The organism is Paenibacillus planticolens (assembly GCF_013141725.1).
Lineage (GTDB): Bacteria > Bacillota > Bacilli > Paenibacillales > NBRC-103111 > Paenibacillus_E > Paenibacillus_E planticolens.
In genome coordinates this window covers 195,499-218,924 of record NZ_WHNZ01000086.1, presented here as the reverse complement: position 1 = coordinate 218,924, position 23,426 = coordinate 195,499, and the positions used below count along the sequence as shown (strand labels likewise).

Genomic DNA, 23,426 nt, shown 5'->3' with positions numbered 1-23,426 from the left:
CAACCCCTATTTTCATTATCTTTTTTCATAAAAGCTAGTGTTAATCTGGATTCAAGGTTGCCGGGTCATTAAACAGGTTAAAGTTAGCCACTTTACCAGGTGTAGGCCGGTTAGAGGTTTCACCGCTTCCGAGAAGGCCATCGGAAGCGTTGCCCCACGTCCAAATATCACCATTGGACTGCAATGCAATGCTCGTACTTCCTTCTCCACCTGTTATTGCCAGAACATTGGTTAAGTTCGTTGCAATGAGGGTAGGCGTATTCCGGTTATCAAACGACCCTATGCCTAGACTTCCATTCCAATTGGCGCCCCATGAAAACATCTTGCCTTGATTATCAATGGCGAAAGAATAATAATTCCCAGCCCCAATTTGAGTTATGTTAGATAAACCCTCGACTTCATAAGGCGCTAATTGATTATTTGTTGTCCCATTTCCAATTTGACCCATAGCATTGAAACCCCAAGCATAGACAGCACCAGTTACGCTTAAAGCTAAGGAATGTTGATCCCCATTTCTGATATCAACGATGAAAGGCAGGCCCTCGATTTTGACCGGTGCCGGTTTATTTACACCCGTTCCATCGCCAAGCTGCCCATTATCGTTAGCTCCCCAAGCCCAGACTGTGCCGTCAGCCTTTAAGGCAATTCCTACATCGGACCATTCACCTCGAACGGCTATGACATGATCTAATCCCTGAACTTGCGTCGGAGTTGCATAAATTGCAAATTTCCATACGGTACCGTCACTTTTTAAAGCAAAGACATTCGTTCCCTCTGCAGAAATTGAAACGACATGATCGATGCCAGCTATTTTTTTAGGACCGGTTAAATCATAGTAGCCCCATTTCCAAATATGTCCGTCGGCTGTTAGTACAGCTGTGTATCCTTCACCTGCTTGTACGGCGATGATGTTTAAAGGCAAGTTTGGAACTGCGAATTTTTGGGTACGAGGCGTTTGCGTACCGTCTCCAATTTGCCCGCCATAGTTATAACCCCACGTATAGACTTGGCCATTTGCAGCCAGCGTGGCGATATGGGCTTGGCTTTCAGAAATTCGATTTGCCGGCAAAATGGAAATGGCTTGGACGACATAACTCACTCCTGCCGAGTAGACACTGGACTGACCCGATGAATCTACGGACTTTACTTTCAGAGTGTGCGTACCTACCGTTAACGGATCAATTGCCATGGTGATTGACGTTCCTGCAGCCTTACCGGATCCGATCACAGACGTGCCATCCGTATCGTAGACAGTGATTTGATCGCCAGCTGCTACATTAGCGACCGTGATCATCGGCATGTGATTAGAGAGGCTGCCATCCACAGTAAATGTAGGAATGGGAACAAGAATGGCTGCACGGAAGGCAGCAGTAGCTGAAGATAGTGCCATAACGGCCGCATCCACATCATTCTGAGTTGCGATTGCAGATGCCTGTACAGCAGATGCTGCTGCGATTGCAGCTTCGTAGGCGTTATGAACTTCTTGCGAAACATTCCCTGTCTCTAGCCCAACTGAGTGATTGCTAAGCAACGCAGCTGCCTGAGAGATGGCTGAGATTAAATTTGTTTTGTTAGCAGGAGGCACTTCATTCGCTTCGTTGACATCGTCGATCATCCATAATATATCTTCTGCCGTATCCAGGTCACCTGGCTCTGCAGCAAGAATAGCATCTCTATAGAAGTTTACATTAACGGGAATAGCTGTATTCCTTCCAGTTGCTGTATTTAGAACGTGAATCAAGTCGATATCTTCCCCATGGTAGGCTTTGATCGTTGCAATGGCCGCTGCTTGGGCCACTACGTCGATTGCCAGCCTATGGATTTGAACGGTGTAAATGTCATATCCATCTTCATCTGCATGGTTGACGTAAATTTGTACCTCATTAGATCCTACTAGCAACAGCTTAGTATCATCTTCATAGTTTAAACGTATATCTGCATTAGGATTCATTGGTATCGCTGTTATTTTTGTGTTTGTGACAATAAACGGTACGGTTGCTTCATAATGCTGAATATCCGGAGAAAATGCCGGACTCAATGTAACATTATTTAGATGTAAGGCGAGTAATCGACCGTCCGTATCCGACGTATCCTTTAATACCGTTACCTCAAACTCTTTCGTTTGGGGTGTTCCTGCGTCTTTCGTAATCGTTGCCGTCAAATGCACGACGCGATTACCTTCCGTGTAAGCAGGGCGAGTAACAGCACCTGAATTCGTATCGATTGCCGTGTCTTCTGAACGCCAGGCAATGGTAGTACCATTTGATCCCGCTGTACTCAAGGTTAAGTCTGCTATTACTGCAGTCAATGCTGTGTTGGTATTGCGGATTGTATCTGCTGTAAGAAGCGCCTTCGCCGCTGTTATATCTTCATTAGCGGTGTCTACTGGCGGGCTAGATGGCGTTGGCGTTGGTGCTGGTGTTTGCGATGGTGCTGGTGTTGAAGTTGGTTCTGGCGTTGACGTTGGTGCCGGTGTTGATGTTGGTTCTGGTGTTTGCGTTGGTTCTGGTTCCGGTGTTGACGGTGACGAGGATGAGGACGATGGTGCTGACGTCGGCGCCGGTGTAGGTGTAGTTGTGGTAGTTGTCTTAGTCGGAGGTGTCTCAAATGTAGAACCGCCTACATTCATAGTTGCCAAAACAATCGTACCTTTACCTAGCATTTTTATGATAGCATCTAGGACGAGATCATTAATTTTCGCTCCATCGCTAAGGTTAAGTACCATTCCTGTTGATGTCGATGTGACATTCATTTTCTGAATCGAACCTTCGGGCATGTCAATTTGTAATTGCTGTGAGCTCACATTTACCGTATTGAAGGAGCCGGCCAACGTAACTTTTGAACCAGCCGGAAGCGAACTCATATTGACATTGCCAAAACCATTCCCTGTTAAATTGGTTTCTTTCAGAATAGCCGGGGATTTTACAGTTACTAAAGCAACCGTCGTAGTCCCTTCAGAAACGATACGAACTGTACCGGTCCCAGATTTCTTGTCAATAATAATGTCAACCAGTACGGAGTTATTAAAATGAATACTATTCTCGCCACCGCCTTGTACGGTAACTTTACCAGTGACTTTAACATTCTCTAAGAACGCATCGCCATTGCCGATGCCTTCAGCCAACAAGAGATCACCGTTAATGACCATATTCCGAAGCGTGACACCTGCTGCATTTACCGTTACATTCTTTTTAATTGTCTCAACGCCAGTTTCCGGACCGTATGTACCTGCTGCTTGATAAACCACGGTGGTTTGTGCGGCTTGAGCGCGATCTAAGGTAACAACCGCTTCCGCACGTGTAATAGGTGCCAATGGTTTAAAGCTATGATCGGCATCATAACCATTCATAATTTGCGCAGCCACCACTTCACCGATGGCGTCCTTGCTCCAAGCTGCCATTTGGCTAGCATCTATGAAAGCTGCATTCGCAGCGTCAGTTGCCGTATTTAATGTCAATAACCGGCTTACGATTACCGCTGCCTCTTGACGACTAATCGGCTTATTGATGCCAATCGTCCCGTCTGCATAGCCACTGATATAGCCGGCTTTAACAGCTTTGGCTACTTCGGCATGCGCCCAATTATCGGACGCCACATCGCGGAATGCGATATCTGACGTTTCGGTAAATCCAAACGAGCGATTGATCAAAGCAATGAATTCCGCTCTTGTAATTTGGTTATCCGGCTTAAAACTGCCGTCGTCATATCCTTTAATGAATCCTTTATCGATCCATGCAGAAATTTTGCTAGCCGCCCAATGCCCTTGAAGATCCGATGTCCCGGCTGCAGTCGCACCAAATGCGACACCAAACGACGAAAATAATAGGCATGCTATGACAATTAAGGATAGCAGCTTTTTGACTAAAGTATTCCTCATCCCATTTCCCCCTACGCTTATACTAAATACAGACTCTGAAGAGCTGCGAATGTGCCGCCTCAAATTTGCATCTTCACAACTATATCCCTTATTTTTCGACAAAAAAATCCCCCATTCGGGGGGGATGCGTGAATAAATTACGTCTGATTTAGACAAGCTGGCTCTATTCTTTTGGTACAGTATATGTGTCGCTACAATACCCTTCTGCGCACTAAATACAAAAAAAATGGCGCTCCAAGCACACCCATTACAATGCCTACCGGCAGTTCAACAGGTGCAAATAAAATTCGAGCTATAGTGTCAGAAATAGTAAGTACACCTACGCTTAGTAATACACATGCCGGAAGCAGCCAGCGATAATCGCTGCCAATGAGCAAACGAGCAGAATGAGGCACAATCATTCCTACAAAACCAAGCAGTCCTACTACGCTGACAGTGCTGGCTGCAAGCAATGTAGCGATTGCTGTAAAGTATACCCTGTGTAATTCCACACGCAGACCTAATCCCTTCGCCTGTGCATCCCCAAGCGCCATAATGTTTAGTCGTTGGCTCCCCATCAAAGCAAGTATGGTTCCTACTAACGTATATGGAAGAAGGATATAAACATGCGGCCAGCTTCGTGCTGAAAGCCCTCCAGTCATGAACATCAGGGCTCCCCCTACTCGATCACTGTAAAAAGTGAGTAAAGCCGAAATGCCGGAATTCAGCAGAGCAGACACAGCTACACCTGCAAGAATGACCCTGAGCGGACTTACTCCGCCACGCCAAGCCATAAGATAAATCAGTAAAGCAGCCCCAATAGCACCAACGAATGCAACGGGTGTAAGTAGATACGCATAAGCGGGAAATAAGATAAGAATACCAATTCCAAATAGACCCGCACCTGAGGAAACACCAATGATATGTGGATCAGCCATAGAATTACGCATGACGCCTTGCAGCAGTGCTCCTGATAACGAAAGACTGATACCTACTAACGCAGCAACGATTGTTCTTGGCAGTCTGATATTCCAAATAATATCGTGATAAGTGCTCTGTCCACCGAATAACGAACGTAATACATCCGGTATCGTAATATTTACCGCCCCACATATAAGACTCAAAACTAAACCTAACAAAGCGAATAATGCAAGTACAACAAGCATACCCGAGCGCCATATGACATTTTTTTGATAAATGATCATTTTGCTACACTACCATAAATATCCGGATAAACTAGTCTAGCTAGATAGGATAAAGATTGATCGAAGTGAAATCCAGGATTAGTCACAAATAGCGATGACGGAAGGAAATAGATTTTATTTTCTTTAACCGCTCTTAAAGTCTTCCAGGCAGGATTACTCTCTATGTCAGATTTGAGTTTCTCTTTACCATAGTCTTCTGTGCCGTGCACGAGGAAGAATACAAAGTCCGGATCTAATTCAACAAGCTTTTCCAAACTGTAAGGTGCAGAACTTGGCATCCTACCCGATGGGAGGGATTCAGCGACATTTTTTAGCTTCAAGCGACTGGCGACGTCCAATGAAATCGTCGAATTCTTCTGTACACTAATCCCCGTTGGCATGATGGTGATCATCGCAAACTTGGGACTTTGTTGTGGGAGCTTGCTTAATACCGTTTGCATATTTTGCTCCGTTTGATCAAGCGCAGCCATAGTCTCTGCTTCTTTCCCCGCTATTTTCCCAAATAGCTCCGCAGCAGCTTTTATATCCTCATAGCTCTTGATATCCATTAAGGCCAGGGGCACTTTAGAAGATGCTAATGAATCTTTCAAGGAAGCATGGAACATAGATTGCCCTATAACCAGATCAGGTTTCAAGCTCATCAATTTTTCCAAGCTAACTTGGTTAATTGTACCGACCCGTGCGGCATCCTTGGCCATCTCTGGAACAGGAATGCCCGGAGCAGTCGCCAATCCAACAGCTTTGCCCCCCGCCTGGTAGAACAACTCCTGAACTTCTGTATTTAACAATATAACGCGCTGCGGTTTGTCCTTTAACGTTATTTCTTGCTTCGTACTGTCTTTGAAAGTTATAAAATCTCCATTCAGCGGAGCAGTACTAGGAGTAGGCTTAGTTGACGTTGTCTGTTCAGTGACAGCAGGTTTCGGAGAAGAAATTTCCGTAGGCTTCGACGCGGAACACCCCATAACTATTGTTGATAACACGAATATACTTGCAATAATTAACCCTAAACGCTTCAATAACATACACTCCTTTAAGTTTCATATGCCATTGATCATATAGCAATATTTAGGGTATGAGATGACTCCAAAGTGCTATTTAACCGGGAATTATGTGAAGAATTGTTGCTAAATGTTCAATGACTTGTCTGTTAAATAACCCCATTGAGTCATGCCATCAGATGTTCTTAGCGATACAATGGAAAACAATGAGAGGTGAGAATTATGACTCAATTGACTTACAAAATATTAATTGCAGATGCTGATGAACGCATTAGATTACGGCAAAAAGCGATGAGTCAGACCGTATTCTCGGCTTTGAAGCAGGTGTGGAAAGATCTGTACGCGTGAGATGCTTATAAAAGAGATATGGAATTACGAAGATAGCCGCGATCATCGAACAGTGGATACCCATATCAAACGATTTCGCGAAAAAATGTATATCTATTCACCAGCCGCAGCCTCAATGATTCGAACCATATGGGGCTTCGGATATCGGATGGAAGTAGTGAATTTAATCGTCTGATAATAACTAGGCTGACCCATAAGTGATCCCTAGTCATTTCTATGACATGTGGGACAGCCAGTAATGTATCCGTGGTAAAAATAAGGGATAATTTCCCTCTAAAAGGACTGAAGATGCTTATTAGATCCATTTAGCTGGAAAAACTCCCTCTATCTGCACTGATTTCATGAGAATCTACTAGATCCGGTCAAATTAACGGGAGGTTTTCCTTCTAAATTCCCTGTAAGGCCATCATTCGAGTAATTTAGCGGGAGATTTTCCTATAGCATCTATAGGAATTATTTATTCGTTGAGTGTTCGAAAAAAAGAGTCCTGCAAGTGCGTAATCCTTGCAGAACCCTCTTTTGAATCTATTTATCTATCTTCCTTCTCAGCCATCCCTGCTCAAATACATATCTGGTAAGCTGTACCCGGTTGTCCATTTGCAATTTCTGCATAATGTTCTTCAAATGATTTTTCACTGTATATTCAGAGATACACAATCCTTCTGAAATTAATCGGTTGGATTTTCCGCTTGCGACCCATTCCAGTATTTCTCGTTCACGTCCGGTAATAAATGCGTTAGGTGCCTCCTGCTTTTCCTTAGGTGTGAATTCTTGCAATAATCGTAAAGCGAGCTCTCTGGACATAGGAGCTTCGTCAACTGCAATGGCTTTTAAATATTCATGCCAGGAGTTCGGGCTCAAATTTTTGAGCAGATAACCCTGTGCCCCTTTCTTCAGCGCTTCAAACAAATGGGTGATATCATCGGATACAGTGACCATTACGATTTTCACATAGGGGAATTTTTCTTTAATTTGCTTTGTAGCCTCTAGACCATCCATTTGCGGCATATTAATATCCATCAAAATGATATCGGGCATCCATTGTTCTGTAAGCCTGATCGCCTCTGCACCATTTCTTCCCTCAGCAACAATTTCAAAAGAAGGATCCATTCTTATAATACTTTGGATCCCTTCCCTGGCATGAGGATGATCGTCTACTATGATAACCCGAAAGGGCTGAGACATTATGATTCCTCCTTCCTTTCTTTTATTTAGACGCAAATTAATTTCGCCAAGATGCTCTTTGCAGTCTGCTAGCATTCGCTACGACGGATACAGAACTTAGCGCCATAGCGGTTCCAGCGATCCACGGTGTCATTAAACCCATGAACGCAAGAGGTATAGCCAAGACATTATACATGAGTGCGAAAATTAAATTTTGGCGAATATTGCGCATCGTCTTCCGGCTCATCACGATGGCATCCGCAACTCCCCCCAAGTCGCTATGAAGCAAATTGATATCTGCTGCGTCCTTGGCGATTTCTGAACCTGTCCCCACAGCAATGCCAATATCTGCCGCTGCCAACGCAGGCGCATCATTCACGCCATCGCCGACCATTGCAACACGTTTCCCTTTTGACTGCAGTGTTCTTACCAAATGAACTTTATCCTGCGGCAGCATTTCCGCATAAATGGCTGTTATTCCAGCTCTATCCCCTATCGCATTGGCTGTTTTACGGTGATCGCCGGTTACCATGGCGACGACGATGCCCATCTTTTTCAACCGTCGTATAGCTTGAGGCGTAGATGACTTTAATGTGTCCATGAGCGCGATTAACCCTGCAGGCACACCGTTCACCGCTGCAAATAGTATCGTCTTTCCTTCCCTCTCTAACTGTTCTGTTATTGGTGCAAACTTCTGCATGGAAATTTCAGCCTGACTCATAAAAGCTCTAGATCCGATAAGAATTTCATGTTTATCTACTCGCGCCGTCACACCCAAACCTGTTAGTGCTTGAGAGGAAGACGTTTCTTTCATCTGGAGTCCGCGCCGAGCGGCTTCTTTCACAATCGCTTTCGCATAGGGATGTTCTATTCCATTCTCAGCAGCAGCAAGTAAGCGAAGAAGGCGATGTTCCTGGCCCGAATCCGTGACGATGTCTGTCACTCGGGGTGTTCCATAAGTAAGTGTCCCTGTTTTATCCAGTAAAATGATATCGATCTGCTGCAGCTGTTCCACATACTTGCCTTCTTTGAATAGAATCCCCGACTCCAAAGCACGGCTCGTACCGACCAGGATCGAAGTTGGCGTCGCCAACCCTAAAGCGCAAGGGCAAGCGATAACAAGTACGGCTATTGCTTTGAATAGTGCCCCTTTGAAATCCCCCGGAGTAAGCCATAAGGACCACATACACAATGTCAGCAATGCAAGCACCAAAACAGCAGGAACGAACACAGCAGCGATGCGATCTACATATCGCCCGATCTCGGCCTTCGAGGCCTGTGCTTCCTCCATTAAATGGATCATCTTGCCGAGCGCAGTTTGAGGTCCAAGAGCCGTCACTTGCATAGTCATGACTTCGTCCCTATTTACTGATCCGCCAATCAGGCGGTCATATTGGCGTTTCTCCACAGGTACAGATTCTCCAGTAATGAAAGACTCATCAACCGCAGACCTGCCACTCATAACTCGTCCATCCGCAGGAACGATTTCGCCGGGAAGGATCAGGAGCGTATCCCCAATCTTGACGCTATTTAACCCTATTGTCTCTGGGTGGTTCTCACTTCTGAGGATTGTTACTGTTTGCGGACTTAGTCGGCGTAGTTGATGAATCGTCTTCATACTTCTCTTTTTGGCGGAAGATTCCAACCATTTACCAAGCAGCACAACGGTAATAATCATGGCGCTTGTCTCAAAATACACCGAGTGCGGGTCAGCTCCACCCGAATGCAGCATGTGCATCGTCATGTAATGACTGTATAAATATGCGCTAGTCGTACTAAGAACGATAAGTACATCCATATTGGCACTTTTGCTTTTTACAGCCTTCCAAGCATTAAAGTAAAATGGAGCACCTATAACAAATTGAACCGGCGTAGCAAGTATCCATTGAAACCACGGCTGAAGAAATAGCTCAGGAATCCAAATTCCGGATGTCAACGTATAATGACGAACCATTGCCCACAAAAGAGGCAGCGTCAATAGCGCGGAGATAAGCAGTTTTGCACCTAGACCAAGCACCGTTTTCTGAGACTCGCTCGCTTCTTCAAACTTTCCTGCGGAGTATCCCAATTTCTCGATACGCTCAACAACCCGCCCTCTAAGTTCAGAATCGGAGTCCAACACTAACGCGGCACGTCCCAACGGTAAATTGACGACGATTTCATGAACGCCAGCCATTTTACCAACGACTTTCTCAATACGCGCAGAGCATGCCGCACAAGTCATTCCCTCTATTTTTAAGCTTATTTTTTGAAACCCTGAATGTTCGTTCAACTTCTCCACCTCCCATACAATCTCCGCACTTACTTGCAACTATATGGGGTGTAGTCCAGGAACATGCTAGATTCCTTGAAAATAGCTCTTTCGAGTCATGCAGTATGATGAAGTTCCTCGTCATCCAACAGCTTATATAGAACTAACATGGAAATTGCCAAGACAATATCCATAAAAATAATGGAAAGTGTAGGATAGTCTGAGATCACCATCACCCCCAACATCGCTCCCATCATACCTCCCATCAATCCAGCTAACATGCCATCCAGGGACGCAAGAAGATGTAAGGATCTGCCGGATAGATAACCTACAATCATCCCAAAAGTGACACCGATAACGGTTGAAAAAAATAAGCTTTCCAATACAATTCCTGCTATTGTACCGACAATCAGACTTGATACCATAGCAATTGTCATCGCGGCCATCATACCCGTCATTTTAGATAAAAGCGCGCTCTTTGAACGTAGATGGAAAATAAGAACAAGGACAATCAACAGAACGAAAATCAAAGATGCAATACTTGTGTTTATCGTTAATTGAGACGGTCCCATTTGGATCTCTGTGGCTGAGTCTCCCCCATGTTCATGCGCTGCAACGGGTAATCCCGGGGAGATTACGATCAATATCATGCATAAACCACATATTTTCAAAAAAACCTTTTTACTCAATTCCATCAAAGACCCTCACCTCTTCGTGAAATTTCAATAAGCCCACTTTCTAGTCTATGGTGATGGTATATTATGCATGACGCTTAACCTGACACACTTCATTATCCTAGAAGCTGTTTCAGAGCTGGTATTCTACGAATAATCAATGCATCCAACAATAGTACGATTAATAAAGAGATACCAACCAAAGGAAATACAATACCTAGTACAAGGGTAATCAACGCCACCCACTTGACCATTTTGAAATCTTTTGGCAATGCTGGCGCTCCTACTCTTCCCTCGGGTTTTCGCATCCACCACATGACAACTCCGCTGACTGCAACTAAAATAATACCGAGACAAACAAGCAAACATATAATTTGATTAATCACACCAAAATACTCACCTTGGTGCAAAGCGATACCAATCGTTACAGCTTTAGCCATGAAACTAAAATCCTTAAATCGCTGATCTGCCAACACTTTCCCGCTATATTGATCAATATGAAGGGTCGTTTGTTTCTTCGGATCTGCAGTGGTTGAATAAATCGTGTATACCCCTTTTTCATCTGCAGGAAGAGCAATTTGATAACCAGGGGCCAGTTCGTTGCTTTTACCAATATTCATCACTTGCTCAATAGAAATGACACCACTCATGCCTGGAGTGGAATTCGGCATCGGAAGCTGTTCTGCCGCCCATGGAACGCCGCTGACCACATCCTTAGTCGGTATCGTCGACTGTGGCTTTTGCGGATCAAAGGAGAAAAATCCCTGAGGGTATGTAGCTGTTTTATTGATATAAGTACCCATAATTCCAGACCAAGGCAACCCCGTTAGAATTAATGCCGCAATAAAGAGTGATAACCAGAATGCCGTCACAGCGTGCATATCACGCCAGAACACTCGTTTCCCATTATGCATGCGTGGAAGTATGATACCGTATATGGATTTCTTACCTCTAGGCCACCATAGATAGATCCCCGTGATCAATAAAATCATGGCCCAACAAGCCGATAATTCAATAATCCGATCCCCTGTTGTACCCATCATCAGTTTTCCGTGAAAATCTCGGATCAATTGCATAAGCTTCGTATTAGGGTTAATGTCACCTAGCACTTTCCCGTCATAGGGATTGACATAGATAAGCATCGATTGCCCTCTATTGCTCACTTCGAATTCGGTAGACCGATCAGGTGCGTACGATGGCTTTATTTTCTTTAGCTTTGCCTCCGGATAAACTTGGTTCATTTTCTGTATTTGTTCCTGTACCGTTAATTGCTGCTGCCCTTGTTGCACGTAATAATAATCTTTGTACATTTTGGACTCAATTTGCGGTTTAAATAAATAGATGCCTCCAGTTACCGCCAAAATAACCAAGAACGGTGCAAATATCATTCCAGCGTAAAAATGCCACCTCCAGATAGCCGCATACACATGTTTGGCTTTTGTCTGTTGTGGCCCCCCATTAGCCATTTCAACTCCAAGATTCATACTTTAACTACGCTCCCTTTTCTACACAAGTCGAATGAACTGACTAAAGTATACTTGGAAGGTGATCATTTGAAATGACTCAAAAGAGCTATAGTTGCAACTAATATTTGAACAAAAAAAGCCTAGCCTGACGGCTAGGTCTTTGTCTAAACTTGAACGTTGGAGCGCGGCCTCTCCCCGGCACGGATGAGGCCGCCCATCCCTGCTGCCGTGGTCATCCAGTGGAACGTTCCGTTTCTCCGTTCCACTCGATAACCCTGCTGCAAAGCCTTTGGATCAACTTCCTCTCATGACTTATGACGAGCACACCCAAATTTCGCTCCTTAGCGATATCCAGCACCGCATGCCATATCTGCGCTTGCGTAATTGCGTCCAGCATCGTAGTCATTTCATCAGCAATCAGAAAACGAGTTTCAGGCCCAAGTGCCCTTGCGATGCAAAATCGTTGAAGTTCTCCGCCGGACAGCTCATTAGGCCATCGCTGCAGCCATTCCTTCTCAATGCCTAGCGACCGCAGCAAATCCGCGTCAGGTTGCCAGCCTTCGTTAAGCATACGATGCATGGGCCAACGGGGGTTGACTGCTTTTTCCGGATGTTGAAATACAAGCTGAACAGGATGAAACCCCTTTTTGGCTGGAGGACTGCCATTTAATTGAACACTGCCCTCATGCGGTAACTCATAGCCGGCGATAAGGCGGCCCAAGGTGGTTTTCCCACATCCACTCGGTCCAACAAGCCCTACCACTTCCCCTTGCTTCAAGGCAATGTCCATTCCCCTAAATATCCATGCATCCCGACCATAACGAAAACCAAGATTTTTACCTTCAAGAAGCATGTGTACACCTCGCTATTCCGCCACGCAGTTCCCGCATTTCCGGTCTTACACGGGAGCATTCTGAGGTAGCCATCCCACAACGCGGCGCAAACAAACATCCCTCAGGCAAAGCATCAGGGTGCGGCTGAAAGCCTGGTATGGGAAGGAATTCATTTTGAGGCAGCGCTCTCCATAATGCTTTGCTGTAAGGGTGTCGAAGCAAATGGCCTTCTCCGGAAAAATCACTTGCCGAGGCAATCTCCACGGTTGTCCCTGCATAGAACACGGCAACTTTATCCGCAATGGGAAGCGCGGACTCAATGTCGTGAGTAATAAACAACACCGCACATCCCTGATCCGCAAGTTCCCTGAATTGTTTTAACGTTTCCTGCACGACCGCAGGGTGCAGTCCGGGTGTTGGCTCGTCGGCAATCACAAGCCGCGCTCCGCTAACCGTTGCCGTAGAGACAAGCACCCTTCTGGCCATCCCCCCAGACAGCTGGAATGGATAAAGCTTATCCACGCTTGGTGACAACTGATACCTCTCAAAAGCTTTTTTTTGTTCAATAGCAGGATCCCCCTTTTGTACAGAGAACCGCACTTGCGCTCCCACTTGCATGAGAGGATCCAAATAATTAACGGATTGGGGGATGAAGGCAATTTCCTTCCCTCTTATTGCGGCTTGTCTAGCTGGATCGATGGCTTCCCCTTTATACAGGATCGTACCGTTGATGTTCGCATTACGTGGGAGAATACCCATGATGGCATGAGCCAGTACGCTTTTGCCTGAACCGCTGGAACCTACCACCGCCAGAACTTCCCCTGCCTGTATGGAAAGATGAAGACCATGAATAACTTTGATCGTTCTCTGACGCAATCCACTGGTGTATTGGGTGAAAGATACGGACAGATCATTCACTTCAAGTATTTGCATATGGATAGCCTCCTTCTTTAATCAGGATCTATGTATTACTCGTGTGAACGATGAGGATCCACAAGCATACGCAAGTTTTCGCCCATGATATCGAATGCCCGCACGACGATTAACAAACAAAGTCCTGGGAAAATGGCCAGCCACCACATACCTGCCGATAAATATCGCATGGATTCGGATAGGATAATCCCGATTGCGGGTTGATGCGGAGATAATCCCATTCCGATAAATGTAATAGATGCTTCATGCAAAATGGCATGAGGGAAAAGGAGCAGCAAACCTACTAACAACTGCGGAATCAAATGCGGCAGCATATGTCTGGTTGCTACCCACCAACGGGATTTGCCCAACCGAAGGGAAATCAGCACGTATTCCGCCGACCTGAGCTGCATCACTTCGGCACGTATGACACGTGCGAGACTTGGCCAATGCGTTAGAGCTACGCCAATAATAACCCCTTTCATTCCGCCTCCCAAAACAAAAGCAATCAGAATTAATGTGACCAAATGGGGTACGCCTAGAAACAGATCGATAAGCCACGCAATGATACGATCTGCCGTTTTCCCCATCGTAGCAGCTGCTAATCCAAGTGCGGCTGCAATCAGCACACTGGAGGCTGCTGCTGTCATTCCTACTCGAATACTTAAGGAAAGCCCTTTGATGGTACGGGTAAACATATCCCGACCAAGCCAATCCGTGCCGAAAGGATGCTCCCAGGATGGCGCTAAGTTGCGCAATTCCAAGTGAGAGTCAAGGTTCTCGGAGCTGAGGATAAATCCGCACAACCAAGTACCCGTGACTAATAAGGTTGCAAGTATGGTAATCATCAGCGTGCGCTGTCTGCGATTAAAGCGGATTCCTGTTTTTGAAGCTTTGATTCGTTCTACTGTCTGGATGCTCATAATATCCGCCTCTCCCTGAGCCTCGGATCTACTAACCGATAAATAAGATCCGCAAATAAGTTGCCGGAGAAAACAAAGAGCGCGCTGAACAGAACGACTCCCAGCAGCAGCGGAACATCTCCTCGCGTCCCTGCCTCCACGGTTACTTGCCCTAAACCAGGATACGAAAAGACTTGTTCCGCCAGAACAGCGCCTCCGAACAGCTCACTAAATGCTGTAAATTGCAGGGACACGGCCGGTAAGGCAACATTTCGCAGCCCGTGCCTCCAAAACAGTCGGAAGCCCCGTTCTCCTCTCGCTCTCGCGAATAATATGTAGTCGCTTGAAAGCACATCCAGCAGCTTTTGCCTTGTATGCAAAGCGATGCTGGAAATGCCTACAATGCTTAACGTCATCGCAGGCAGGATCATATGCTGGATACGATCCATCCACGTCACCTGCTCGGAGAGCACTCCAGCAGGCACTCCTAAGGCAATTGGAAACCAGCCAAGCCATACTGCAAATAATATGAGGAGCAGCAGCCCCATCCAGAAAGTTGGTGTAGAAGCCAATGTGTAGCAATACCACTTGATCAGCCTGTCGATCCAAGTATCCTTCTTCATAGCGGCAATGACGCCAGCAATAAAACCAATGATTCCTGATAGTAGCCAGGCGGTGCTCATCATAGAGATTGAGTTTAGAAACCTTTCACAGATCACCTCTGCTACTGGCCGACGGAAGATCATGGATGTGCCTAAATCACCATGAAGAAGAGTAGTCCCCCATCGAACAAATTGTTCGATGGGCGATTTATCCAATCCCCAATGCTGTGTGATCAGAATCCGCTGCTCCGGACTTACCCTCATCATGTCTGCACCTATATAAGCTTGAACCGGGTCAATAGGTGAGAAGCTGACAAGTATAAATGAGATTAAGCTGATGGCAAAAAGTAAAGAGGCCAGCCGGACTACCTTTAATCCTATAAACGCAACCAAACTGCGAATCATCTCATGTACCCCTTCTCGCTTATTGCTTCCAGCCCCACTCTTCGATATTATCCGTTACTGGCCAGCCGTGGCCGTGGGGATGAATTCGCTGTTTGCCGATATCGAGTTTGTCCTTAACAAGATACAAATGATCGATGTTTACTAGCCATGCCCATGGTGCATCACCTTGAGTGCTCAAACCATTTTTACCGTCCCATTGAGCCTTTTTCCAATATTCCATTGCTGTTTTATGATTAGTCGCTTGTAAAGCTTTGTTCATCCACTCATCAACTGCAGGGTTGCTATAGAAACCAGAATTATAATAATCGACGCCGCGATATTTACTGCTGTACACGTTGTACATTTCTAAAGGATCGTTACTGCCCCAACCCAAAACAACGGCATTGCTATACATCGACTTTTTAATATCGTCCCAGCTTTTACCCTTGACATTGATTTTAATTCCAATCGGCTTCACCATGTCGGCTACGGCAATCGCTAGCGATTGTCGTGTAACATCGCCAGAAGGATAAATTAACGTAAATTCGGCTTTTAAAGCATCCTTTTTCAAAACGCCACTGCCTTCTGCATCTTTCCAACCTGCATCCGCAAGTATTTTCTTGGCTTGATTGGCATCAGCATCCGTAAATACCGTATTCGGATTCCACCATGGAAGACCGTCATTGATCGTATAAGCGGGGGAGCCGTAGTCTTCCAACACACCTTTCACAAGTGTTTTGCGGTCAATCGCCACATTGATTGCTTTACGAATTGCGATATCTGCAGTCACATCGTTTCCGATGGGATTGCCGTCTTTCGTTTTTTCTCCGGATTTAACATAGGGAAACATGATTCCGCGGTTATCTACCGTTTTGACAGCTTCAAGCCGCATACCGTTAATCGGTTGTTTACTGAAAGTGGATGGTATGTAGGCAATATCAACAGTACCGGCTTTAGCGGCAGCGAATGAAGCATCTTCTTTCAAGAACAGGAAAGTCAGCTTTTTAAAATAAGGTTTGGTGCCGTAATATTCCGGATTAGCCTCAACGATAAGCTGTTGTCCCTTATCCCATTGAACCATCTTGTACGGCCCTGATCCGATCGGTTTTTGTGCATAATCTTTTCCATAAGCGTGTTTTGGAATAATGCCTGTAGTAACCAAAATGGTAATGAAAGTGGACTGTGCTTCTTTCAGCGTGAATTTTACGGTATAATCATCCGCAGCTTCTACGCTTTTCATATTCGTCAGGTCGATAACCGATGCGTTCTTCGCTGCGGTCTCAAAAGTAAACTGTACATCTGCCGCAGTTACCGGCTTTCCGTCCGAAAATTTGGCGTTTTGGCGAAGTTTTATGGTCCAAACCGTTCCATCCGCATTCACATCGTAGCCCGTAGCTAAGTCATTGACAATTTTCATTTGGCTGTCCCGCTTAAGCAGCGTGCTTTGAAACATGGGAGACCCGTAACGCCCCCAACCTGTTGTTGGATCAAAGCCAGCATCGGGTTCAGAACCGACGGATAAAACAAGTTCATCTTTTTGCGCTTGAGCAGCCTGCTTCGTCGCAGAGGAACAGCCCGTCAAAGCCACGCTTAATACAAGTACAAGAATAATAGCAAACCGAGTGAATTGATTTTTCATCTTTGTTACGACCCCACTTTTCTTTATTTTAATAGTTAGTAGCATGAATTATGTAAAACGTGGCACGCATAGAGCGCAAAATGCCCATGATTCCTGGCATTTTGCGCTTTTACTTATTAATTCCTGTAAAGTTACTAAACCAAAAGATACCGCTTCTGAAATATCCATATCACTATTGATTATTCATGCCCATGATGATAATCATGGTGATGGTGATTATGATGGTTCGCATCCTCATCTTGATCAATGTGCGTAACAGATAGTTGAGCATATACTACCCCTTTTTGCACTTGAATGGTTTGATGAAGCTGCTGTATTTTATCTAACAATCCGCGCACAACGATGATTTCCAGGCATTGATTGTGATTTAAATGGATGTGCATGGTTGAAATGATCTCATGGTGGTAATCATGTTGAATTTCCGTCAATATGGCAGGCAAATCCGTTGCATGATGATCGTATACCATGACAATCGTTCCTGCAACGCTTTGAGATTTCACTAAAAGATCCGGTTCGAGCAGCGCCTTTCTAACTAGATCCCGTAATGCTTCTGAACGGTTTTCATAGCCTTGTTTGGAAATCATTCCATCTAGCTGCTCTACTAAATATTTAGGCATGGACACACCAAACCGAGTTAAGGCTTCTTTTTCAGACATTGTTATTCCTCCATAATGACACTATGTTATTCTAATGTATCATAATGTGATTTTTTATCAAATAACTATCCGAACAAACCTACTAAAAACGCGGTCAACGGTGTAAATGCCCCTTGAATATTCGCTACAACCATCACCATCAATAATAGAGAAAGGCCAACCGTGGCAGTTCCAAACACAAAGTATGCCTTTTCTGTATATCTCCATTTTGAATCCATTTCCGTAGTCCTTTTTATTAAAGCGTTCCAAAGAGATATACCAAGTGCCACGAATATGATCAACAAAACCCCGCAAACCATTGCTTTTGTAGTATGAAACTCAATACGTTCATGAATCTTCTGCTGAATAATTGTAGGGATGTTTGCATGGCCTGACTTTATCCATTCATTAAAAGCATAGCGTAATTCATCTTTGTATGTTACTCCATCTGATATGACAAACGAATCAACAAACAAAGAAAATCCATGCAACGGATTAAATGTATTCGTAGCGTTTGCCACTACAATCAAAGTCATCAATAAAGTAACAAAACAACTCATAATTCCAAAAGAAAAGTATACCTTTTTTTCAAAATTCCATTTAGTCCCGCTTACCTTAGGCACTCTTTTGGATTTTGCCCAGAATCTGATGCTTAACCATGCAAAAATGATCACCAAGAGCCCACCCATAATAACGAGTACAGCATGATACTTAGCATAATCATGGATGACTGTACGCAAGGCAGGATTAGCTTGTGAGCCTGATTCAATAAACTCAGCTAGCGCATTTTGTAACTCATTCACTATCAATATCTCCTTTTCAATATGATTATGCAAATTTAGCACCGACATTTTCAAGATTACTCGAAGTCGTGTCTTTCCACTTCCGACTATCGTCGCTACCTTTACTAGACTTAGGTCGGGCAGGAGCTGCTTGTTCAGGAAATCTGCCCTTGACGTCAATGCAAAAAAGAAGCTGCATCGCGGCAAGCTCCTCCACTATCTTGAATACGCCCATCGGATCATGACCGAAATTTTATAATTTTTCTATCTATTGTATGCAATGACAAATACATGTATAATCTAAAAATTAATAATTTGGTAAAAAAAGGAGGTAACCATGAAAAGATTTAGAACTGGAGATATGTTCTTATTAATTTTTATCGTATTGTGCATAACTGGTTGTAGCGAGTCTATTAAAAGAAGTGAAGATCAACACACTAACCAGACTACCACTCAAAAAGTTCAAGCTGAAAATTTAGTTAATAATTACTTAACTGCAGTATCAGAAAAAAAGATAGATGAAGCATATCAAATGCTCGATGCAACAAATTTACCCAATAAAGAAAATTTTTCTAATAGCATTAATTCAGTAAAAATATCCGATTTTAGTATAACAAAATCCCAAAAAATTGATGATGCAAATTATAAGTTTTTCGTTAATTATACTCAGAATGGAAGTATATACGAAAATGTACCTTTTTCCACAAGATTAACTGGATATAAATGGTATATAGTATTAGCAAAACCCGAAGATGCCGAGATAATTCCTCCTAAAGAATCTAAAACACCTTAAATTAAAAAAACGGTTTATTCAAGTGATAAGATTTATAACTGTCAGGTAAATTAAAGAAGCTGCCGGGATCGCTCCTCGGCAGCTGCATAGTGAAAAATCATATTTTACTCATATAAAAAGCAAGCTACCTGATGCCCCGCAGTAACTTCCTTCAGCACCGGCCGCTCTTGCCTGCAGCGATCAAAAGCTTTGGGACAGCGGGTATGAAACGGACAGCCCTGCGGCGGGTTGGCCGGACTCGGCACATCCCCCTGAAGCACGATCCGATCGCGCGAAACGTTGCGCTTGGGCTGCGGAGCTGCAGACAGCAGCGCCTCCGTATAAGGATGCAAGGGCTTCTGAAACAGACTCTGCTTGGTGGCGATTTCCACCAGATTCCCCAGGTACATAACGCCCACCCGGTCGCTAATATGCTTCACCACCGCAAGATTGTGCGAAATAAAAATGTACGATAAATTGTACTGACGCCTTAAGTCGGTCATCAGATTCAATATCTGCGATTGGATGGAAACATCCAGCGCGGATACCGCTTCGTCCGCCACGATAAGCCGGGGGTTCAGCGCCAATGCACGGGCGATCCCGATCCGCTGCCGCTGCCCTCCCGAGAATTCATGGGGATGCCGGAACCGGTCCATTGCACGCAATCCCACGGTTTCAAGCAGCTTGACAACTTCGTTGTCGACCTCGGACTTGGACAACTGAACCCCATGAATATGAAACGGTTCTGCGATGAGATCACGAATCGTCATTTTCTGGTTCAACGAAGAGTAGGGGTCCTGAAAAATCATTTGAAAGTCTTTGCGCAGCTTCCTCAAGCTGCTTGGGCTCATATCTGTGATATTTTGACCGTTGAATACGATGCTGCCGTCTGTAGGCTCCAGTACCCGCATGACCATGCGGCCCATCGTGGATTTGCCGCAGCCCGATTCGCCGACAATGCCGAGCGTTTCGCCGGTATTGACGGTAAACGAGACGCCGTCCACTGCTTTAACATGACCTACCGTGTGACGAAAAAAGCCCCTTTTGATCGGGAAATATTTCTTCAAATCCTTGACTTCCAGCAGATGCTCGCTCATGGCTTGCCTCCGTTCCGAATAAGATCGCAGCGCACGAAGTGTCCTGGTGTTATCTCTCGCAGTTCGGGCATTGCTTGTTTACAGGATGGCTGCGCCTGGGAACACCGATCTGCGAAACGGCAGCCTGGAGGGAATGCGCCGGCGCTGGGCACCGTCCCGGGAATCGAGTACAGCGTTTCCCGCTCATCCTCCAATGATGGTATGGAGGCAAGCAACGCCTGGGTATAGGGGTGCGTCGGCGCATCGAAGATAGCGTCTGCAGAAGCGCTTTCCACCACTTGACCGGCATACATGACGACCACATCGTCGGCCATTTCAGCAACCACGCCCAAATCATGCGTAATCAAAATGATGGACGTATTCAGTTCGTCGCGCATTTGTCTCATCAGTTCGAGTACCTGTATTTGAATGGTGACATCCAGAGCCGTCGTTGGCTCGTCCGCGATCAGCAGCTTCGGCTCGCAAATCATCGCCATCGCGATCATGACCCGTTGGCGCATGCCGCCCGATAGCTGGTGCGGATATTCCTTCACGATCTGCTCGGCCCGCGGAACGCCGACAAACCGCAGCATCTCCACCGCCTTCTCTCTCGCTGCGGCCTTGGAGACGGATCGGTGGCGCAGCAGCACCTCGGAGATTTGTTCGCCTACTTTCATGACCGGATTGAGCGATGTCATCGGTTCTTGAAAGATCATCGAAATCCGATCTCCGCGAATATTCGTCATTTCCTTTTCCGACAGCTTCGTTAAATCTTGGCCCTCAAACCGGATCTCTCCCTGAACGATGCGTCCCACCGGCTTCGAGAGCAGCTGCATGATGGATAAAGAAGTGATGCTCTTTCCGCTGCCGGATTCGCCGACGATGCAGACAATCTGCCCCTCGCCCACATCAATATCGACGCCGTCCACAGCGCGGATGATCGCATTTTTGGTGTGAAAATATGTTTTCAGATTGCGGATTTCTAATAAATTCTTCGCCATGAGTAGCTCCCTTTCCGGAGTTAACGCTTTAGTTTGGGATCCAGAATGTCCCTCAGCGATTCACCCAACAAGCTGTAAGCCAGCACGGTGACCAAGATGAGAACCCCCGGATAAATAGCCAATTCCGGCGCGGTCCAGATGTAGTTCTGCGAATGCTGCAGCATATTCCCCCATGAAGCCAGTGGCGGCTGAATGCCCAGCCCCAGGTATGACAGCCCGGATTCGGCCAAAATCGCCCAGCCGATGCCAAGAGTAGCCAGCACGATGATGGATGAGAACGTTTGGGGAATAACGTGCCTGAACAAAATGCGCCACGGCCCTGCGCCTAGCGTCGTTTCGGCTTCGACTAAGGAGCTGTTTCGCCATTTCAGCACTTCGGCATGCACAATCCGCGCCATTTGCGGCCAATAGGTCAGGCCGACTGCGAGAATGACGACCGGTGGTTTATTTCCGAACGAAGTAATTTCAATTAAAATAAGAAAGAACGACGGGATGGATAGCATCATGTCTACAATGCGCATAATGATGTATTCCGCCGTCCCGCCGAAAAATCCGGCAATCGAGCCTAACAAGCCGCCGAGCACCACCGCGAGCGCCATAGCGGAAAGACCGACCAGCAGCGTGATTTGGCCGCCGGAAACAACTCTCGCCAGCTCATCCCGGCCAAGTTCGTCTGTTCCCAGCCAATGCTGAGCGCTGGCTGGCTGCGTGACTTGAAGCGGATCGGTGTCCGTCGGAGAATGACCCAAAAACCATGGGGCAACCACAATAAACAGATGAATAATGATCAAATAGAACAGTGCCAATTTCCCGACAGGCGATAAACGGGCGACCGTCTTCCATATGCTCTTCGCGATTCCGGGGGAGGATGCGGAGGCACCAATCCATTGCTGATCTTGCATAAGGGCAGGTTTATTCATAGCGGATTCTCGGGTCGAGAACGGAATAAAGAAGATCCGTCACAATATTGGTTATAATGACGATCGTTCCTACCATCATGGTGACCCCCATCACCACGGTGTAATCGCGATTGGTTGCTGCCTGTACGGCCAAACGTCCCATGCCGGGCCAGCCAAACACATTTTCCACGACCACAGACCCTCCGAGCAGGATCGGAATAATAAGACCAATGATTGCCACAATCGGAATGAGCGCGTTGCGCAGAGCATGCTTGAAGAATACGCGAAAACTCTTCAATCCCTTCGCTCTTGCCGTCCGGATAAAGTCCAGATCGATGACATCGACCATCGCCGATCGGGTGAAACGGACAATATTAGGCAGCATGAGGATGGATAGCGTCAACATCGGCATAATCATATGCTTAAATAAGTCGCCCCAGGCGAACACGTTGCCGGCTGTAACCATTCCCGACGGCGGAAGGATATGATAAGCAACCGCAAATATAATGATGAGAAGGATACCCAGCCAAAATTCAGGAATGGCCATGCCGACAGTGGACATGAACGTAATCGCTCGATCCAGCCAACTTCCCCTTTTGACAGCGGCAAGGACGCCCAAAGGAATCCCGATAATCAAAGTGAAAATTAAAGTTGCAGCGGACAACAGCACCGTGTTCGGAAACCGTTCCGACAACAGCTTCGATACCGGCTGCTGGGAATCAAGCGATCTACCGAGATCGCCCTGGACGACGCCTCCGAGCCACTCTGCATACCTCATAACGACCGGCTTATCCAGTCCGAGCTGCTTGGTTAAAGCTTCCCGCTGCTGCTCGGTCGATTCGAAATTCATAATGGCCGACGGTCCTCCGGGAGCCAGATTGATCAGGAAGAAGGTCAGGACCGACACGAGAAATAGCGTGAGAAATCCTTGACAGATCCGTAATACGATAAATCGGGACATCAGATAACTCCTTCCTTATATCCCCGTAGGCGGAGATCGCGCTCCGCCCCACGTGAGAAATAA

At 45.9% G+C, this 23,426-nt stretch carries 20 protein-coding genes and 1 pseudogene; 3 read left to right on the top strand and 18 right to left on the bottom strand.

Features of this window, described 5'->3' with window-relative positions; translation table 11 throughout:
• Positions 1–40: 40 nt before the first annotated feature.
• From GC097_RS33560 to GC097_RS33550, 3 genes are all read right to left on the bottom strand, one after another.
• Entirely contained in the window at positions 41–3,877 is a 3,837-nt protein-coding gene (locus GC097_RS33560; protein ID WP_171687601.1) for an RCC1 domain-containing protein, read from the bottom strand.
• 191 nt (positions 3,878–4,068) lie between these two features.
• Positions 4,069–5,061 (bottom strand): FecCD family ABC transporter permease, encoded by a 993-nt coding sequence (locus GC097_RS33555; protein WP_171687600.1) that lies wholly within the window; start codon positions 5,059–5,061, stop codon positions 4,069–4,071.
• Positions 5,058–6,080, bottom strand: a complete 1,023-nt coding sequence (locus GC097_RS33550) for an ABC transporter substrate-binding protein (protein ID WP_171687599.1) — start codon at positions 6,078–6,080, stop codon at positions 5,058–5,060. Before GC097_RS33550 ends, GC097_RS33555 begins: the two co-directional genes overlap by 4 nt.
• Positions 6,081–6,275: 195 nt before the next feature.
• Between GC097_RS33550 and GC097_RS34870 the strand changes: the two genes are divergently transcribed.
• Positions 6,276–6,410 (top strand): hypothetical protein, encoded by a 135-nt coding sequence (locus tag GC097_RS34870; protein ID WP_281364435.1) that lies wholly within the window; start codon positions 6,276–6,278, stop codon positions 6,408–6,410.
• Positions 6,394–6,585: pseudogene (locus GC097_RS33545) on the top strand (winged helix-turn-helix domain-containing protein); the annotation flags it as partial. The gene GC097_RS34870 and the pseudogene GC097_RS33545, both read left to right, overlap by 17 nt.
• 350 nt (positions 6,586–6,935) lie before the next feature.
• Here GC097_RS33545 and GC097_RS33540 read toward each other — a convergent pair.
• The 11 genes from GC097_RS33540 to GC097_RS33490 all read right to left on the bottom strand — a co-directional run bounded on the left by GC097_RS33540 (position 6,936) and on the right by GC097_RS33490 (position 18,675).
• Positions 6,936–7,595, bottom strand: coding sequence for a response regulator (locus GC097_RS33540; RefSeq protein WP_171687658.1), 660 nt, complete (start codon positions 7,593–7,595; stop codon positions 6,936–6,938).
• A gap of 37 nt (positions 7,596–7,632) precedes the next feature.
• Complete coding sequence (locus tag GC097_RS33535; RefSeq protein WP_246294603.1) at positions 7,633–9,846, bottom strand: heavy metal translocating P-type ATPase; 2,214 nt, start codon at positions 9,844–9,846, stop codon at positions 7,633–7,635.
• Positions 9,847–9,941: 95 nt separating this feature from the next.
• Positions 9,942–10,520 (bottom strand): hypothetical protein, encoded by a 579-nt coding sequence (locus GC097_RS33530; protein ID WP_171687597.1) that lies wholly within the window; start codon positions 10,518–10,520, stop codon positions 9,942–9,944.
• Positions 10,521–10,615: 95 nt separating this feature from the next.
• Positions 10,616–11,983, bottom strand: coding sequence for a PepSY-associated TM helix domain-containing protein (locus GC097_RS33525; RefSeq protein ID WP_246294602.1), 1,368 nt, complete (start codon positions 11,981–11,983; stop codon positions 10,616–10,618).
• A 214-nt stretch (positions 11,984–12,197) separates the two neighbouring features.
• Positions 12,198–12,818, bottom strand: coding sequence for an ABC transporter ATP-binding protein (locus tag GC097_RS33520; RefSeq protein ID WP_171687596.1), 621 nt, complete (start codon positions 12,816–12,818; stop codon positions 12,198–12,200).
• Positions 12,808–13,731: an ABC transporter ATP-binding protein gene (locus tag GC097_RS33515; RefSeq protein ID WP_171687595.1), complete on the bottom strand. Its 924-nt coding sequence runs from the start codon at positions 13,729–13,731 to the stop codon at positions 12,808–12,810. The genes GC097_RS33520 and GC097_RS33515 overlap by 11 nt, the downstream gene beginning before the upstream one ends.
• A 35-nt stretch (positions 13,732–13,766) precedes the next feature.
• Positions 13,767–14,633 carry an ABC transporter permease gene (locus tag GC097_RS33510; protein ID WP_171687594.1) on the bottom strand — a complete coding sequence of 289 codons (867 nt, stop codon included), beginning with the start codon at positions 14,631–14,633 and terminating at the stop codon, positions 13,767–13,769.
• Positions 14,630–15,619, bottom strand: a complete 990-nt coding sequence (locus tag GC097_RS33505; protein ID WP_171687593.1) for an ABC transporter permease — start codon at positions 15,617–15,619, stop codon at positions 14,630–14,632. The genes GC097_RS33510 and GC097_RS33505 overlap by 4 nt, the downstream gene beginning before the upstream one ends.
• 19 nt (positions 15,620–15,638) lie before the next feature.
• Positions 15,639–17,237 (bottom strand): ABC transporter substrate-binding protein, encoded by a 1,599-nt coding sequence (locus GC097_RS33500; RefSeq protein ID WP_171687592.1) that lies wholly within the window; start codon positions 17,235–17,237, stop codon positions 15,639–15,641.
• A gap of 179 nt (positions 17,238–17,416) precedes the next feature.
• Positions 17,417–17,893, bottom strand: coding sequence for a nickel-responsive transcriptional regulator NikR (gene nikR / locus GC097_RS33495; RefSeq protein ID WP_171687591.1), 477 nt, complete (start codon positions 17,891–17,893; stop codon positions 17,417–17,419).
• Positions 17,894–17,958: 65 nt separating this feature from the next.
• Positions 17,959–18,675 (bottom strand): hypothetical protein, encoded by a 717-nt coding sequence (locus GC097_RS33490; RefSeq protein ID WP_171687590.1) that lies wholly within the window; start codon positions 18,673–18,675, stop codon positions 17,959–17,961.
• A 316-nt stretch (positions 18,676–18,991) separates the two neighbouring features.
• Here GC097_RS33490 and GC097_RS33485 point away from each other — a divergent pair, with 316 nt between their 5' ends.
• Positions 18,992–19,447: a hypothetical protein gene (locus tag GC097_RS33485; protein WP_171687589.1), complete on the top strand. Its 456-nt coding sequence runs from the start codon at positions 18,992–18,994 to the stop codon at positions 19,445–19,447.
• A gap of 104 nt (positions 19,448–19,551) precedes the next feature.
• Here GC097_RS33485 and GC097_RS33480 read toward each other — a convergent pair whose 3' ends face one another.
• The 4 genes from GC097_RS33480 to GC097_RS33465 are packed head-to-tail and all read right to left on the bottom strand — an operon-like array spanning position 19,552 to position 23,363.
• Positions 19,552–20,523, bottom strand: coding sequence for an ABC transporter ATP-binding protein (locus GC097_RS33480; protein WP_171687588.1), 972 nt, complete (start codon positions 20,521–20,523; stop codon positions 19,552–19,554).
• Positions 20,520–21,503, bottom strand: coding sequence for an ABC transporter ATP-binding protein (locus GC097_RS33475; protein WP_171687587.1), 984 nt, complete (start codon positions 21,501–21,503; stop codon positions 20,520–20,522). Before GC097_RS33475 ends, GC097_RS33480 begins: the two co-directional genes overlap by 4 nt.
• Before the next feature lie 20 nt (positions 21,504–21,523).
• On the bottom strand, positions 21,524–22,423 hold the full coding sequence (locus tag GC097_RS33470; RefSeq protein WP_171687586.1) for an ABC transporter permease: 900 nt from the start codon (positions 22,421–22,423) through the stop codon (positions 21,524–21,526).
• On the bottom strand, positions 22,416–23,363 hold the full coding sequence (locus tag GC097_RS33465) for an ABC transporter permease (protein ID WP_171687585.1): 948 nt from the start codon (positions 23,361–23,363) through the stop codon (positions 22,416–22,418). Before GC097_RS33465 ends, GC097_RS33470 begins: the two co-directional genes overlap by 8 nt.
• Between the last annotated feature and the right edge of the window lie 63 nt (positions 23,364–23,426).